General features: G+C 50.9%; 8 protein-coding genes. 3 read left to right on the top strand and 5 right to left on the bottom strand.

Annotation, left to right across the window (positions count from 1 at the left end):
• Position 1 precedes the first annotated feature (1 nt).
• The 5 genes from H8K29_RS17070 to htpG all read right to left on the bottom strand — a co-directional run bounded on the left by H8K29_RS17070 (position 2) and on the right by htpG (position 10022).
• Positions 2-493: a MotA/TolQ/ExbB proton channel family protein gene (locus tag H8K29_RS17070; protein ID WP_223827085.1), complete on the bottom strand. Its 492-nt coding sequence runs from the start codon at positions 491-493 to the stop codon at positions 2-4.
• Positions 493-1494, bottom strand: a complete 1002-nt coding sequence (locus H8K29_RS17065) for a ChaN family lipoprotein (protein WP_186898549.1) — start codon at positions 1492-1494, stop codon at positions 493-495. The genes H8K29_RS17070 and H8K29_RS17065 overlap by 1 nt, the downstream gene beginning before the upstream one ends.
• Positions 1461-5543, bottom strand: coding sequence for a cobaltochelatase subunit CobN (gene cobN, locus H8K29_RS17060; protein ID WP_186898548.1), 4083 nt, complete (start codon positions 5541-5543; stop codon positions 1461-1463). Before cobN ends, H8K29_RS17065 begins: the two co-directional genes overlap by 34 nt.
• A 30-nt stretch (positions 5544-5573) precedes the next feature.
• Positions 5574-7805 carry a TonB-dependent hemoglobin/transferrin/lactoferrin family receptor gene (locus H8K29_RS17055; protein WP_186898547.1) on the bottom strand — a complete coding sequence of 744 codons (2232 nt, stop codon included), beginning with the start codon at positions 7803-7805 and terminating at the stop codon, positions 5574-5576.
• A gap of 309 nt (positions 7806-8114) precedes the next feature.
• Entirely contained in the window at positions 8115-10022 is a 1908-nt protein-coding gene (gene htpG / locus H8K29_RS17050) for a molecular chaperone HtpG (RefSeq protein WP_186898546.1), read from the bottom strand.
• A 222-nt stretch (positions 10023-10244) separates the two neighbouring features.
• Here htpG and H8K29_RS17045 point away from each other — a divergent pair, with 222 nt between their 5' ends.
• From H8K29_RS17045 to H8K29_RS17035, 3 genes are all read left to right on the top strand, one after another.
• Positions 10245-11006, top strand: a complete 762-nt coding sequence (locus H8K29_RS17045) for an ABC transporter substrate-binding protein (protein ID WP_186898545.1) — start codon at positions 10245-10247, stop codon at positions 11004-11006.
• Between the two features lie 400 nt (positions 11007-11406).
• Entirely contained in the window at positions 11407-13623 is a 2217-nt protein-coding gene (locus H8K29_RS17040) for a TonB-dependent siderophore receptor (RefSeq protein WP_255423431.1), read from the top strand.
• Between the two features lie 294 nt (positions 13624-13917).
• Entirely contained in the window at positions 13918-15123 is a 1206-nt protein-coding gene (locus H8K29_RS17035) for a S9 family peptidase (protein WP_186898544.1), read from the top strand.
• The last annotated feature ends 3 nt before the right edge of the window (positions 15124-15126 follow it).

Raw genomic sequence — 15126 nt, 5'->3', positions numbered from 1 at the left:
CTCATGCTGTTTTCTCTTTTTGAATTTCCACGATTTCTTCTGCCAGCCAACGACGTTGAACGTTAGCAATCCAGTAGGTGATGCTGGCGGCGATCAGTGCGATGATCACGACGGAAAAAGCCACCGTGAGATTGCCCGATACTTTCGCCAGATTGCCGTCAGTTAATGATTTTAGTGCCGGTCCCATAGGAATCATCGTGCCAATGAGTCCCAGCATAGGCGCGATGCGACTGGCGATGCGGGCAGGCTCCAGTAATTTGTGTGCAAGCAAATCAAGTTCGTCTGATGTGGTCTCCGCATTCTTGCGAACATGCTGCAGCAACGGAAACCCCGCCAGATGTTGCGAGCGGCGACGACGTTGCAGTGCTTGCAGTATGAATGAGCCTAATGCATAAAATGAATATGCAAACATCGCAGCGACCAGTACGAGTACAGGGAATAAGAACAACTGTCCGATCTGATACATCAGTAGTTCAAGAGTGGAGGTTGGCATTATTGTTTTTCCTTTTTTGGAGATGGTATGGATGAGGATGTCTCTGGCGTGCTTGTTACCGCAGCTCCGGAGACAACGCCGCCTATCGGCATGGCGCAGGGATCTTCGCGTTTTGTGCGTGGAGTAAACCAGACCAGATCAAAACCTGTTGTGTCGTAATCCTGCGGCGAATATTGGCCATCATTGATTTCGACATAGGCGATGGTAAGGGTACTGGCATTGTTTTTCATGTAGCGGGGAACGGCGAGATCACGCCGCACATGTCCGGAGCCTGTGATCAGTACGACAGGGCCTGCGCTTGCTTCAATCGCGGTTGCCATACGCGCGTCGCGTGCCCGTTGAGCGGTGACTATCGCGGCAAGTTGCGCTGGTGCCGGGCGTTGACCGCAATGTCCTTGTACGATTTCATTTTCTAATGCAGCGATCTGGGATGTATCTGCCTTCGGTAAGTCTGGCGTCATCGTGCCCATAGCAATGGAGCGTGCATCTTTGCGCGACAAATTTGCGGCGATAAACGACCAGTCATGTGTTGCTGCGAAGGTGATCAGACTTTTGTACATAGGCCATTGCCATCCTTGTCGATTGAGCATGCCAGCGTCAGCCAGCTGTTCTGCATCTTTTACGCCTGCTTTAACGGCTGCGCTCAGCGCTGACTGATATTCGGAATCGAATTGTTCCATCGCCAGCGTCAGAGGTACTTTCCCCTGATGGCGTTGCTGAAGTGCTTGCAGGGCTTGCAGTTGCAATTGATGATGAAAAGTGCTGTCGTGTTTTTCACCCAGAAGTACATAACGGCTGGATGCTGCTGCATTGTAAGCGGCGTCCTCGCTGAAAAAGCTATTTGAACGTGTATCCCAGATATGTCCCTCCAGCGGATGTGTTGTTTGAGCCATCGCGGCCAGGCTCATCGTACTCAACAGCGTAGCCGCGACGAATGAGGTCCAATGATATCGGTTTGTGTATTTTTTCATGACGATGTTGACTTTCTCCATTGGCGCCATGCGCCGATCAAAGGAAATAAAATGAGAAGAGCGATGGCCGCAATCATTAACTGCCCCAGCGTTTCAACAACCTTCTGCGAAACGGATTCCAGTTTCATTCCGCTGATTGTTTGTGTTGTTGCTGCAGGTTTTGTCTCTGTATCTGGCTTGGGTTTTGTGATGGTTTGGGTCGCACGCGGCGTTTTGGCTGCATTCGCTGCCGCTGTTTCCTGATGATTAGTTTTCGCTGATGCCGGTGCATCAAGCCCAAGGCCGCTGAGTCCGGCATAGGCTGCCAGTTTCGCATTGTCAGTTTTAACGTCGTAGGTCTGAGCTAGCTCGCGATAGCGTTGCTTTAACTCACTGACTGTGGCGGCATCTGCCTGCCAGTAACCGCCTCGTGCTGCTTCCAGCATGCGTGCTATGGTCTGCGCGAGTGCATGGGGGTTCTCACGTTCGAACCAGTCTTTTAAACCAAGCTGATGCTTGTCACGTACATAGACATCGACAAATTCCTGCCATTGATCATCCCGCACAATTTCCCGCGCGACAGAAGTCCAACCGGCAAAATTATTCATGCTATCAAGTACCTGCAAGGTGCCTGCATATCCTTCTGCCATGAGTCCTTTGATATATCCGGGATGGAAGTTACGCGTTGCCAGTTCTTTCGCCAGAAACTGCGCAGCGCCTTCAATTTTGCCGCTACCGGACTCGCGTAAGTTGGAAATGTACAGCTCAGGTGCACGTCCATCGAGATGACGCACAGCCAGCGCAATACCACCAAGATATTGAAATGGATCGTCTGTCGTTAACATGCCATACAGATTGGATGTTCTGGAGAGAATCGCGCCTTCTGTGCCTTTTAAGTGAGTGGCGTAGAGATTGCCGGGCTTTCCATTACTCAATTCTGTTGCGCTTTTTCCCCAATCAGCTTCATCGGGGCCATACGCATATTGCATACGGTTTAAGTAAAGTTGCGCCAGTTTTTTGTCGCCTTCCGCTTTGCTGTCCCAGGTATCGGTTGCCAGCGCTGCGTCGTCAAGACCTGTACCGTACTTGCCGGATTCAGAAGCAAAAATTCGGGTTTTGCTGGCCTTGTCTGCCGCGGCCGTTGCCCATCCTTGCTTGACTAATTGCTCGTTGATATTACGGGCGTTGATTGCCACCGGATTATCTGCCTCATTGGCTTCCGCAGCGAGTTTTGCGGCTTTGGCGAGAATTTTCATCGTGTTAGGAAAATGATCGCGATACAGCCCCGTCGCTGACAGCACAACATCGACCCTCGGACGTTTCAATTCCGCACGTGACACCAGTTTTACGTCAACAACGCGACCGCCCTGATCCCATACCGGCTCAACTCCAAGTCCCCACAATGCCTGTGCTTCTAGCATGCCCTGATGGCGCATTGTTTCTACCGACCATAATGAAAAAGTCAGCTTTTTCGGGGCGTGTCCCGATTGCCGGATATGGGTCGTAATTAAGTTCTCCATCGTTTCCTTACCGGCTTCCCACGCTGCTTTAGTTGGGATGCGAGATGGATCAAATGGATACAGATTACGTCCGGTTGGTAAGGATTCGGGATTTTTGATCGGGTCTCCACCATACGATGTCGGAATGTAGCGGCCATCAAGCGCCGCGAGTAATCCGGCGGTCTCACTGGTTGCCGCAAGATCGTTGTACCACTGCCGACCTTTTTCTATTGCTTCACGTAGTTTCGGTGACAGCTTGTCATCCGGTTTGCCGTCGATAATATGCTGCTTCAGTAACTGATAGGCAGATGAACTGCTGAGTTTCCGGTAGTCGTTGACCAATGTTTCGTCAATATCGTCGCCCGGAGCGGCGGCTGCTTCCCAAAAAGATTTCCCCAGCATCAGCATGACTGTGCCTAGCCGCCATTCCTCTGCAGCGCCTTTGCCAAATGTATGCAACCCCATTGGTTGAGCGGTACGCGCCAGTTCGTGCAAATGGTCATGTAACACATTGATGAAACCGGCGAAATTGTTGCTGATCTGCTGCACATCCCAATTCATATCTTTGTCGAGACGTTCTTTTTTTACCAGTGAAATCAGTTCAGCCTGTTGTTTCTGTTTGACCATTCCTTCATCTTGTGCGAGCCACGCATGCAGTAAATCATGAATATGTGTCAGCGTTTCGTGCAGACCTGCCGGCGCAAATGGTGGCGTCTGATGTGAGATGGTCACGGCTCTTCCGCGGCGCTTTGTTTGCAACGCTTCACCGATGTTATCAACGATGTAGGGATAAATCACCGGTACATCACCGATCGCTAACTGAGGGTAGTCATATACAGAGAGACCGCGTTCTTTCCCTGGCAGCCACTCTTGTGTGCCGTGAGTTCCGTAGTGAATTAAGGCATGCGCGCCAAATTGCTGACGCATCCAAAGATAACTCGCCAGATAAAATGGCGGTGGTGCGACAACATTAGAGTGATACAGCAGTTTCTCTTTATCACTGCCACGTTCGCTGCGTGGTGCTTGTGGCATCAGGATGACATTACCGATTTGCAGACGCGGAATGGCGAAATATTTCCGACCCTGACGTTCCACGACCATAGTCGATTTTTCGGGGGCTCCCCAGTCTTTCAAGATCCCGGCACTGACTTCTGCGGGCAGGCTATTGATCCACTCCCGATAATTTTCTAACGGCATCAGGTCGGCCAGACCGTCATCAATCAAGGCGTTCAGTTCACGATTATCCGCAGGCGGGCGATAGAACGGTGCCAGCAAACGTTGTAATTGTCGTGTCAGTTCTCTGTCGCTAGGAGTATCTGTTTTATAGCCCGCGAGTTTGAGTGCCGTCAGCGTTGCGTCGAGACTCTTAGGCAAATTCAGATAAGACGCCGACAGATTTTTTTCGCCAGGCGGGTAATTCCAAAAGAAGATCGCAATTTTTTTATCGGCGTGCCGCATGTTTTTCAGCTTGGCGAGATTAATCGCCTTAGCCACGACAGCGGACGTTTGTTCTGCGATAGGAACAATCTGATCATTTTTTTTATCGGTAGCGGCAGCGATCTGTATATCGCTGACGCCCGCATACTCTGCCTGCGCCATGTAGAAGGGAACATCCATCAGGGCGATACCATGCGGATCTTTTTTCCAGTCAGCGATATCTCCTTTTCGGTAAGGCATCGCTTGTATGACGGGAATTCCCAGGGTTTCGAATTCTTGTTTTCGCCCTTCCGGATTGAGCATGATTTGCGTATTGATCAGCACATCTGCAATCGGCTTACCGCCGGGAGCAATCATGCTGCCGATGGCATCGGCATCCATCACCGGGCTGTAAAACGCAATCGGTATCGCGCCTGCCGCCTCAATGCGGTAGATCATATCGTTGACGAAGGCGGTTTGTTCCGCAACGACATATTGCTGATGCATAGCAATCGCGATTACAGGACGATGCTGCGTGGGATCGACTTGCTTCCACTTCAGGTAGGCCGCAGCATTGGCAAATACTAGTCCGGGCGCACGAGGATGGTAGATGGCTGACTTTGGAAACAGAATTGGTTCTGCGATCTGTTTCCATGAACGCCCTGCAAGGTATGCAGAGAGTGTTTCAAAAAAATGTTGATAATTAGGCGTACTGCCGTTGACATAGTAAGTGTTGAGACGTTTAGCAAGAGGTTCAGGTAAATTTTTCCAGACTGGCTCGCTGGTGTGCAGCCAGAGCGACGGTTTTTTTAAGCCGGATAAGGCATGGTGCAGTTGTGCCTGAATAGCTTCGCGGATGTGATCACGCGGGGCGTCAAACATAACGATGTCGTAGCCGTTGAATATACTCGCATCCGTGCTGGCAGGAAGTTTCTCACTGTAGCGGGTATCGATCTTGACGCCATGCGCACTGGCTAACTCTGCGAGCATGCGGAATTTTCCCGGCGGAACCGGGCTGCTGGTGATGATCAGTACATTGGCTGCCTGCGCTGTTGTGCAGAGCAGGCAGGCTGAAGAAATCAATATAACAAGTAAGCCATACAATCGCTGTACCCACGATGTTTTGCGTTGATATAAATTGGGTTTAAAAAAACGTTGAAAAAAGCTGGGTGTGGCAGATGTCATGGCGAACTTGTCAGAATGCATTAGTGAAAATCAGAACTGGTATCGGTAGCTGACGCTGAAATTACGCCCAGCCTGACTATATGCATCCAGCGAAGCACTGTTAGCGCTGACGCCGCGAACATCCGCCCACAGGAAATATTTCTGGTTCAAGAGATTAAAAACACCCGCGTTGATACTTGAGTTTTTATCGATGTTGTACCAGACCATTAAATCCAGAACCTGATAACTGCCGGGGGAAAACGACGATGCGCCATACGGATTCCGTTTCTTGCGCTCGGCAGCACTCAGATTTGCCTGTGCACCGTAACGCTCTTCGTTGTAACGCAAGGACAGCACAAGTTTATCGGGGTCAATGGTTTCCAGCGGCGTGCTTTTACCGTTGGAATTCTGATCGCCGCGTGCATGTGCGTAGCTTGCACTCAGCATCCAGTTTGGCGAGAAGTTCCATTCGCCGCGGGCTTCGAAACCATTAATTTTTACGTCAGATAAATTCACAGACTGAAATACCGTCGGGCTCGCTAATGTACCTGCACCGCCGACTTGCACATTACTGGCGATGAAGTTTTTGTATTTGCCATGAAATATGCTGGCGCTGTAACTGAACTCTTGCGTACGCCCACGCAGACCAAACTCCAGCGAGTCGCTGATTTCTGGTTTCAGGTCGGCGTTACCGATGGCGGTGTATGGCGGATTTGCTGTGAGATTGGTGACGCCGCCATTGACCTGGCCAGGCGTTGGTGCACGAAACCCATGCGCATACTGCGCAAAGGCGTTCAGTACCGGTGAAAATTTCCAGATAACCCCCAGTTTCGGTGATAGCTCATTACCTGAAAGTGTGGCGGGGGCAATTGAATTGTTGACCGCATACAAAGCATCAGGCTTTGGCGTCAATTTAAAACTGTCATAACGCAGACCCGGTATGATCGCCAGATTGTCTATGCTGATTTCGTCCTGAATAAATGCACCCAGCAAACGATAGTCTGTATCCGGGAAACTTTTATTGACCTTGAACCCTGCCGTACCGGTGAGCGAAACACCGTCGCGCATGTTATTGCCTTCTTTCAGCGACTCGACTTTCGTCAGCGACGCATCAACCCCGTAAATCAGACGATGTGCGACAGCGTTGCCGAAGTTGCTTTCCAGTTGCAGATTACCGCCAGCGACTTTCTCTCCGTACTCGGTATCACGAGTCCTGCTGTTCCACCCGCTCGTACTGCTTCTCGCTTCATAACCCCATTGATGATTCTTGGAATGCTGACCATAAATGCTCGCGCTGGCGCTCTGGAACAAGCTGTTATCGGTATTGGTGTAGTCGTAATCGAGTTTAAGCAACTGGCGAGTGATATTTTCTCGGGTTTTCACATCATTCAATCCCGCCGCCGCAAAGGAGTCGCCGAAAAAACTCAATGGTGTGGTGGAGTTTTCTCTGTCCAGGTTTTCTGCTGTTAATTTAAAACGATTATTGCGATCTTTTTTGATCACCATTTTTGCCAACACATAATCAGAACTGGTGTCTGCTGGGTTCGCAGTTGTGCGGTTGATATTCGCACTATCGTTTGACCCACCTGTTTTTGTTTCATGCCCGCGCCGCAAGCTTGCCAATACCATTGCTTCGACAGTGTCGCCACGAATGGCAAAACTGGGAACCAGCGACCAACTGCGATCGACTGAGTTATAACCACTCTTCAATGCAAACTGCGTAGGCTTTCCGAGTGTCAGTAAATCTGCCGGGTCCTTCGTCAGAAAACTGACTGCACCAGCGAGACCATCACTACCAAACTGAGTGGAAGACGGGCCGCGCAGGATTTCAACACGCTTATATGCCTCCACGTCAATGTAGTCACCACGTCCGGCAGCGTAGGGTCCCGATGAGTAGGTGGATGGCAAGCGAACACCATCCACTTGCAGGCGCACCTGATCGCCCTCCAGACCACGGATATTGACACCTTCATTCCCGGCTCTGCCTGTGGCACTGAAGACGCCGGATGCGCGATTTGGCAATACCCGTACTGAGACGCCGTTTTCATACCGCATCATCTCTTGCAGATTGACTGGCATTTCGCGTTCCACTTGTTTTTGCGTAACGCTGCTGATGGTGGCAGCAACATCGTCGGCACTTTGCTCAATACGCGTCGCCGAAACAACGATTTCTTTTAACTGAGTTTCTGCTGTTTGCGCATGTAATGCAGGCGAGAAAAATAATGGGAAAGGAAGGGCAGCAATCGCGGCGCAGAGCGGGCGAAGGCGTGGTTTTTTATGCACGGTGTATCTCCTGGCAGTGATGATAAAAAATGTGCTGACCGGCTGCCTGAGATGAAAAGTGTGGGATACGCCGGAATATTTGCAAATGCAAATGCAGATGATAATGATTCGCATTTGAATAGTAAAGGATTATTTATGAATCTGATGTATTTGCTGCCAGAACTAAGTGTTACTTCCCTATTGCACAAACAGCCACCAGCAGATTGTTTTTGCTGTACTTGTCGTTGATATCGGCAAAAAAAAATCCCGCTCATTTGACTGAGCGGGATTTTTGTTTTTCAGCGACAGTCTGATGTCGCTGTATTTTTCTTACTTACTCAACAGCATTTCATTCAGACGTTTCACAAAGCTGCTAGGGTCGGCCAGGTTGCCGCCTTCTGCCAGCAAGGCCTGGTCGAACAAGATGTGTGACCAGTCTGCGAATTTGGCTTCTTCGTATTTCAGCTTTTGCACCAGCGGGTGATCCGGGTTCACTTCCAGAATCGGCTTCGATTCTGGCGCTGCCTGACCGGCTGCTTTCAGCATACGGGCGAGGTTGCCGGAGAGGTCATGCTCATCGGCAACCAGACAAGCTGGTGAATCTGTCAGGCGGAAAGTGACGCGCACATCTTTGGCTTTATCCGTCAGTGCCGCTTTCATTTTTTCGACCAGATCTTTGAACTCGGTTTCGGTTTCTTCGTGTTGCTTTTTCTCTGCTTCATCTTCGAGTGTGCCGAGATCAAGTCCGCCTTTGGCAACGGATGCCAGTTCCTTGCCTTCAAATTCAGTCAGGAACGACAACATCCATTCATCGACGCGATCGGTCAGCAGTAATACTTCCACGCCTTTTTTGCGGAAGATTTCCAGATGCGGGCTGTTTTTCGCAGTCGCATAGCTTTCTGCGGTCACATAGTAAATCTTGTCCTGACCTTCTTTGGCACGCGACAGGTAATCAGCCAGTGAAACGTTTTGTGCATCGCTGTCGTTATGTGTGGACGCGAAGCGCAGCAGTTTGGCGATGCGGTCTTTGTTGGTCGCATCTTCGCCTATACCTTCTTTCAATACCTGGCCAAATTCTTTCCAGAATGTGGCGTACTTGTCTTTCTTCTCTTGTGCGTCATCACCGTCAGCATTGGCGAGGTCTTCCAGCATGCCGAGCACGCGCTTGGTCGAACCATCGCGGATCGCTTTGATATCGCGGCTTTCCTGCAAAATTTCACGCGATACATTCAGTGGCAAATCGTTGGAGTCGATCACCCCTTTGACGAAGCGCAGATAGACTGGCATCAGTTGCTCGGCATCGTCCATGATGAAGACGCGTTTCACATACAGCTTGATGCCGCCGCGCTTGTTGCGATCCCACAGATCGAACGGCGCACGCGCCGGAATATACAGCAATTGCGTGTAGTCGCTACGACCTTCGACGCGGTTATGTGTATGCGTCAGCGGTGAACCGAAATCATGCGAAATATGTTTGTAGAATTCGTCGTATTGTTCCGGCGTGATGTCGGATTTGCTGCGCGCCCACAATGCGCTGGCCTGATTCACTGTTTCCAGTTCGTCGGTCAGTACCTGTTCTTTTTTCTCTTCATCCCATTCTTCTTTCTGCATTTTGATCGGCAGAGAGATATGGTCTGAGTAAGTGCGGATAACGGATTTCAGTTTCCATGCCGACAGGAACTCATCTTCGCCTTCGCGTAAGTGCAGAATGATGTCGGTACCACGGTTGGCTTTGGCGATGTCTTCGACACTGAAATCACCTTCACCGGCAGATTCCCAGCGCACGCCTTCGCTGGCTGGCAAGCCTGCACGGCGCGATTCAACGGTGATGCGGTCGGCGATGATGAAGCCGGAATAAAAGCCAACGCCGAACTGGCCGATCATGGCAGCGTCTTTTTGCTGATCGCCAGAGAGTTTGCCGAAAAATTCTTTGGTGCCGGATTTGGCAATCGTGCCCAGATGCGCAATCGCATCTTCTTTGCTCATACCGATACCGTTATCGGAAATCGTGATTGTGCGGGCCGCTTTGTCGAAACTGACTTTGATACTCAGTTCAGGATCATTTTCAAATAAGGCGGCGTTATTGATCGCTTCAAAACGTAATTTGTCGGATGCATCAGACGCATTCGAAATCAGTTCGCGCAAGAAAATTTCCTTGTTGGAATACAAGGAGTGAATCATCAATTGCAATAACTGTTTGACTTCGGCCTGAAAGCCAAGAGTTTGTTTTTCTGACATATTTTTCCTCAAAGATTTCAATATTGTGATGATCTGGTCACGCTGATTCCCGTGCAGACGTGGGCGGATAATTCGCTCCCCTCGAAATGAGGCTGATTCCGGCGATTTCAAGATCTGCCTCTGTGTGCAGTGCAAACAATCAAAAAATTGCATTTTTATAAATCTTCGCTACACTCACAGGCATGTCGCTCGTTTTTGAGTTCTTCCTGTAAGGAATAAAAAATGCGCCAATTGCTTTTCCGGTTCACGATTTTTGCCTTATTTTTATTGATGGCATCGTCTGCGAACGCTGTCCGTCTGTATCTGACCGAGGTTGCGCCGTTTGCATTCGTGGTGGAAGGCACTAGCCGTTACGACGGCATCAATATCCGCATTGCGAATGAGTTGCAAAAGCGCACTGGGATACAGCTGGATGTCATGGTTGTTCCTACTCCGCGGCATGTGGTGCTGTTTCCTGCCGATACGGAGGCGTACAGCATTTCTCACCGTGAAAATTTCACCGACGACGATGGCCTGATCCTGGCGGAGGTAACGCAGTATCCGGTCGTGGTGGTCGCTAAAAGCGGCACTGCGATGGCGAGTTTTGACGACGTGATTGCGCAATCGCAGGACAAGGGAATAGGCATGTTACGCCGTATGACCTACGGCACGTTTGGTCAGGATGAACGCGTCAAGAAAGTTGATATCAGTACGCTGGAAAATGGTTTGCGCATGCTGGACGTCGGACGTATTTCAGGCGTGGTCGGCAGTTTGCCCGCGATTCTGGCGGCAGCGGAAAAAATTGGTGGCAAACATTTAGTCGTCTCGCGGCTGGTGATTACGCACGGTACACATGTACTGCGCGTACGCCCCGATTTCGCCCTGAGCCGCAATTCCAGAATGTTGACCGCGGCATTGGCGACGATGCGCAACGACGGTACGATCGCCCGCATCATGAGCGATTTTCTGAACGATCCGAAAGCCGGTATTCCACGCAACAAATGACAGCAAACGCGGCATCTGCACTCTTGCCGTTCCCGGCTATTTTTCTTCACTGCACGCCTGCACAGTCACTACAGAGCATTAAATATACTCCCGGGAGTATATTTTAATCGCCTTTGTTTATAAGGAGATGAAGCGTAAATCGAAGGATACTCCCCCAAAAGCCTCATTTTTGGGAGCGAAGATGGGCTTGCGTGCGTGCTTTTTTCTGCTCTTTCTTAGCGTTGTTTTTAGCTGTGCTGATGTTTCTTTTTGCCAGCGTTGATAAGCGACGATGTATCCCGGCAAACCTGGCAGAAAAATTTTTCTGAATTACATTTTTCTTTCCCTGAAGGCAACGTAAAATGCGGCACTGAGCCAATACCAATCCGGTGTTGCAAACGTCCATTTTGACTTTTCATTTATGCCTTTTCGCTTTTATCCGGAATTTCTCGCCGACCACTTTTCGCCCCGGCTTCTGCCTTTGCTGCTGACCTTGTCAGTGATGTTGCCGGATCTCGCGAGCGCAGCGGACGAAGAAAAACGGGATCAACAAAAAGCTGAAAAGCCTGCCGACAAAGTACAAAGTGTTGAAGTGTCCGGCCCCGGCGCTGCCAGCCAGCGGCGCAATGACACGGCGGCAAAAATTGTTGTCGGGCGTGACGAACTGCTGCAATTCGGTGATACCGCCATCGCAGATGTGATGAAACGTCTGCCTGGCGTTTCCGTGGTCGGCAGCGACATCCGTATGCGCGGTCTGGGGGCGGGGTATACGCAAATCATGGTGAATGGCGAGCCGGTACCGGGTGGATTTTCTATCGACAGTTTGTCACCGGATCTGATCGAGCGCATAGAAATCCTGCGCACGACGACGGCCGAATTCAGCGCGCAGGCGATTGCCGGCAGCATCAATATCGTGTTGCGTAAAGGCGTTTCCCGTGCATCCAGACAGCTCAAACTGAGTGCCAGCTATGTCGATGGAGCGACAGCGCCGGGTGCCACCCTCGAATTCGCAGATAAGAACGCAGGCTTGTCATATTCGCTGAATGCAAACCTGAATCAGAGTCGTAACCGCTCAGAACCTGTGACCACGGAAACGATACGCGATGCCGCCGGGAATCTAACGGACTTGCGCCAGTTTCATGAACACATAGAATTCAAGACCAATAAAATCAGCCTGGCGCCACGTCTGAACTGGACGATGGCAGAAGGCGATCAGCTGACCTCACAAAGCCTGCTGGAATTCAGCCAGAGCACGATGGCCGGACGCAATGCCGAAACGACCTTATCCGGTTCTTCGTCAACGTATCCGCGCAACGATTACCGTTCCAGCGCAGACATTAGCGGCATCCGCAGCGACCTGAGCTGGAATCATCGTTTCAGTCCGGATGCGCGGCTCGACAGTAAGCTGGGCCTGAACTACAACAAGCGCGTCAGTGATTATTATTTTGACGGCTACTCAACGACCGTGAATTCACCTTTCATCCGTAACGTGGTGTCGGATGCGATTGATCAGAGTCTGACCGCCAGCGGTAAATATCTGTGGCGTTTTAATGATGAACACAGCCTCGCCTTTGGCTGGGATGGCGGTCTTATACGCCGCAGCGAACAGCGTCTGCAATACGATCACAACGCGCCGGGCAGTGCGCCCGGCAGCATCAATTTTCTGGATGAAAATTACCGCGCCGATGTGCGTCGTCTGGCCTTATTCGCGCAGGATGAATGGGATATTTCGCGCCAGTGGCAAGCATATCTGGGGCTGCGCTGGGAAGGATTGCGCACCGCGATACAAGGCCGCACGATGGTGGATACCAACACCAGCTCCAGCGTCTGGAGCCCGGTCATACAAACCTTGTGGAAATTGCCGGGTACAGAAAAAGATCAGCTGCGGTTTGCCTTGTCGCGCACGTATAAAGCACCGGTGATACGCAATCTGGTACCACGCCGTTACACCGTGAATAACGCCAATGGCCCGACCAATTCCGACTTTCAGGGCAATCCCAATTTGCTGCCGGAACTGGCGTGGGGCATGGATGTGGCGTATGAACATTACTTCGACAAAAGCAGCATGTTGAGTATTTCCAGCTTTGCCCGTCGCATACAGAATGTCACCACGTTTCAGCTATTCCGTCAGAACGGCGAGTGGGTGACATCGCCGGATAATCAGGGCAGGGCGCAAGTGGTTGGCATAGAAATGGATGCAAAATTTCCGCTGACGCTGTGGTTCGCGCAGGCACCCGCTATCTATATTCGCCTCAATGCGGCACGTAACTGGTCGCGTCTCGACAGCGTGCCGGGGCCGGATAATCGCCTGAGCAGTCAGGTGCCGCTGACCGCGAATCTGGGCATTGATTATCGACGCAACGATACACACAGCATGGGCATGAATTTCAATTTTCAGGGCGGCGGCCGGGTGCAGAATTCTGCCATGCTCAGCAGCTATACCAGCGTCACACGCATGCTTGATCTTTACAGTCTGTGGAAACTGGCATCCGGAACGCAACTACGCGTGTCGCTCACCAACGCACTGCACCAGACAGCAGTGGCGGACGATGCTTACGTGAATCAGAGTAGTCAGACGAGATCGGTTGCCACACCCCGGCAAACCGGTATCAGGTTATTGCTGGAGAAGGCGTTGTGACGCATGGAACTGAGAAAAATTTTACGATGCATTCATTAATAAAAAAACGCCGGACACTGATGTCATGGCGCTTTTTTTAAAACTGACAACATCAACAAATTTTCCCTGGTGCAATTGTAGTAATTTTATTAATTGTTATAATCCATCTGACTGTTGCAGTTTAGGGGGGCGAATAATGGCGTTCGTATTTTTGTATTGTCGCCAGCGCTATCACCTGCAAGTCGTCGGAAGCTGTTCCTGATCTGGTTCGTAAATTGGATGCATGTCTGTGTAAGCATCCTCATTGGAGTGAATATGATGTCGCAATTTTTACACCCGTTTTTACGTTGCACATTACTACCGATCACGATGGCGATGTCCGCTCTCGTCGCCGGTTGTGGTGGTGGTTCTTCAAGCCCGACCGTGACGCCGGTCATCACCCCAGAAGTGCCGAATCCAATTGGCGCGGGCCATTTTGAGGCCGCAACGTTTATACAAACGATTAATGTCACAGATGTGGCTGCGGCACTGAACAAAGATGTCGCTGTCGCAATCAGACCGCTGTATTCCGTCGACACCTATAAAATCACCTATACCACTTCCGACGCAGCAGGGCGCAGTGTGATTGCGTCTGGTCTTGCGGCTATTCCCCGCAAAGCTGGCAGTCTGGCCAGCCCGGTATTGAGCTATCAGCACGCAACCATTAAAACGGACGCGGAAGCACCAAGTAACCATGCTACGGCGGATGAGCCCGCGGTGTTGTTCGCTTCGCTGGGTTACCTCGTCAGTGCTGCCGATTATGTCGGTTATGGGGCTACCAAAGGATTGCCACATCCGTATTTGCTGGCAACACCGACGGCTGTTTCCGTCGTCGATTTTATGACGGCGACTTCGCGCTGGCGTCAGATGAAATCCATCGCTGACAACGGTCAGGTGTTTTTAACGGGCTATTCAGAGGGGGCTTATGCATCCATGGCAACGTTGCGTTTCATGACGCAAAACAGGGCAGCAAACGCCACTTTGCCGCTCAGTACTTATATCGGCGCTGGTCCCTACGACGTTGTACTGACGTTGAATACGATGCTCGATAGCGTTCGTAAAGAAAATCCGATTCTTGGCGCGCTGATCAGTCCGGGGTTTCTAAAGCTGCTTGGCGCTAATGACAGAGCGAATGTGCGTAAGCTGCTGTTGTCGTCAGTCTTGGGCAGTCAGAGTGACATCAGCTTTGATCCGACATTTCTGGATAATTTCCTCAACGATGACGATGCCAGCATTCGAATACAAAGTAATGTCAACGACTGGACGCCGCAATCACCTATTCAGTTTTTTCACGGGCGGGACGATACGACGGTGCCTTATGCCAATACGGAGTCCGCATTTCAGGCCATGACAAAACGGGGCGCAACATCTTTGTTAGAGCGCACGGATTGTTCAGCGAAACCTTCTGAGCATATCGCTTGTGTTCCCTCGTTTTTGATCAATGACATTACCCGGCTTGGCGCTTTGGCGCGTGGCTTGTAATGG

Origin of the sequence: Undibacterium sp. CY21W (genome assembly GCF_014284265.1) — a bacterium.
Lineage (GTDB): Bacteria > Pseudomonadota > Gammaproteobacteria > Burkholderiales > Burkholderiaceae_D > Undibacterium > Undibacterium aquatile.
The sequence above is the reverse complement of the archived record's forward strand: the minus strand, read 5'-3'. Positions and strand labels throughout refer to the sequence as shown.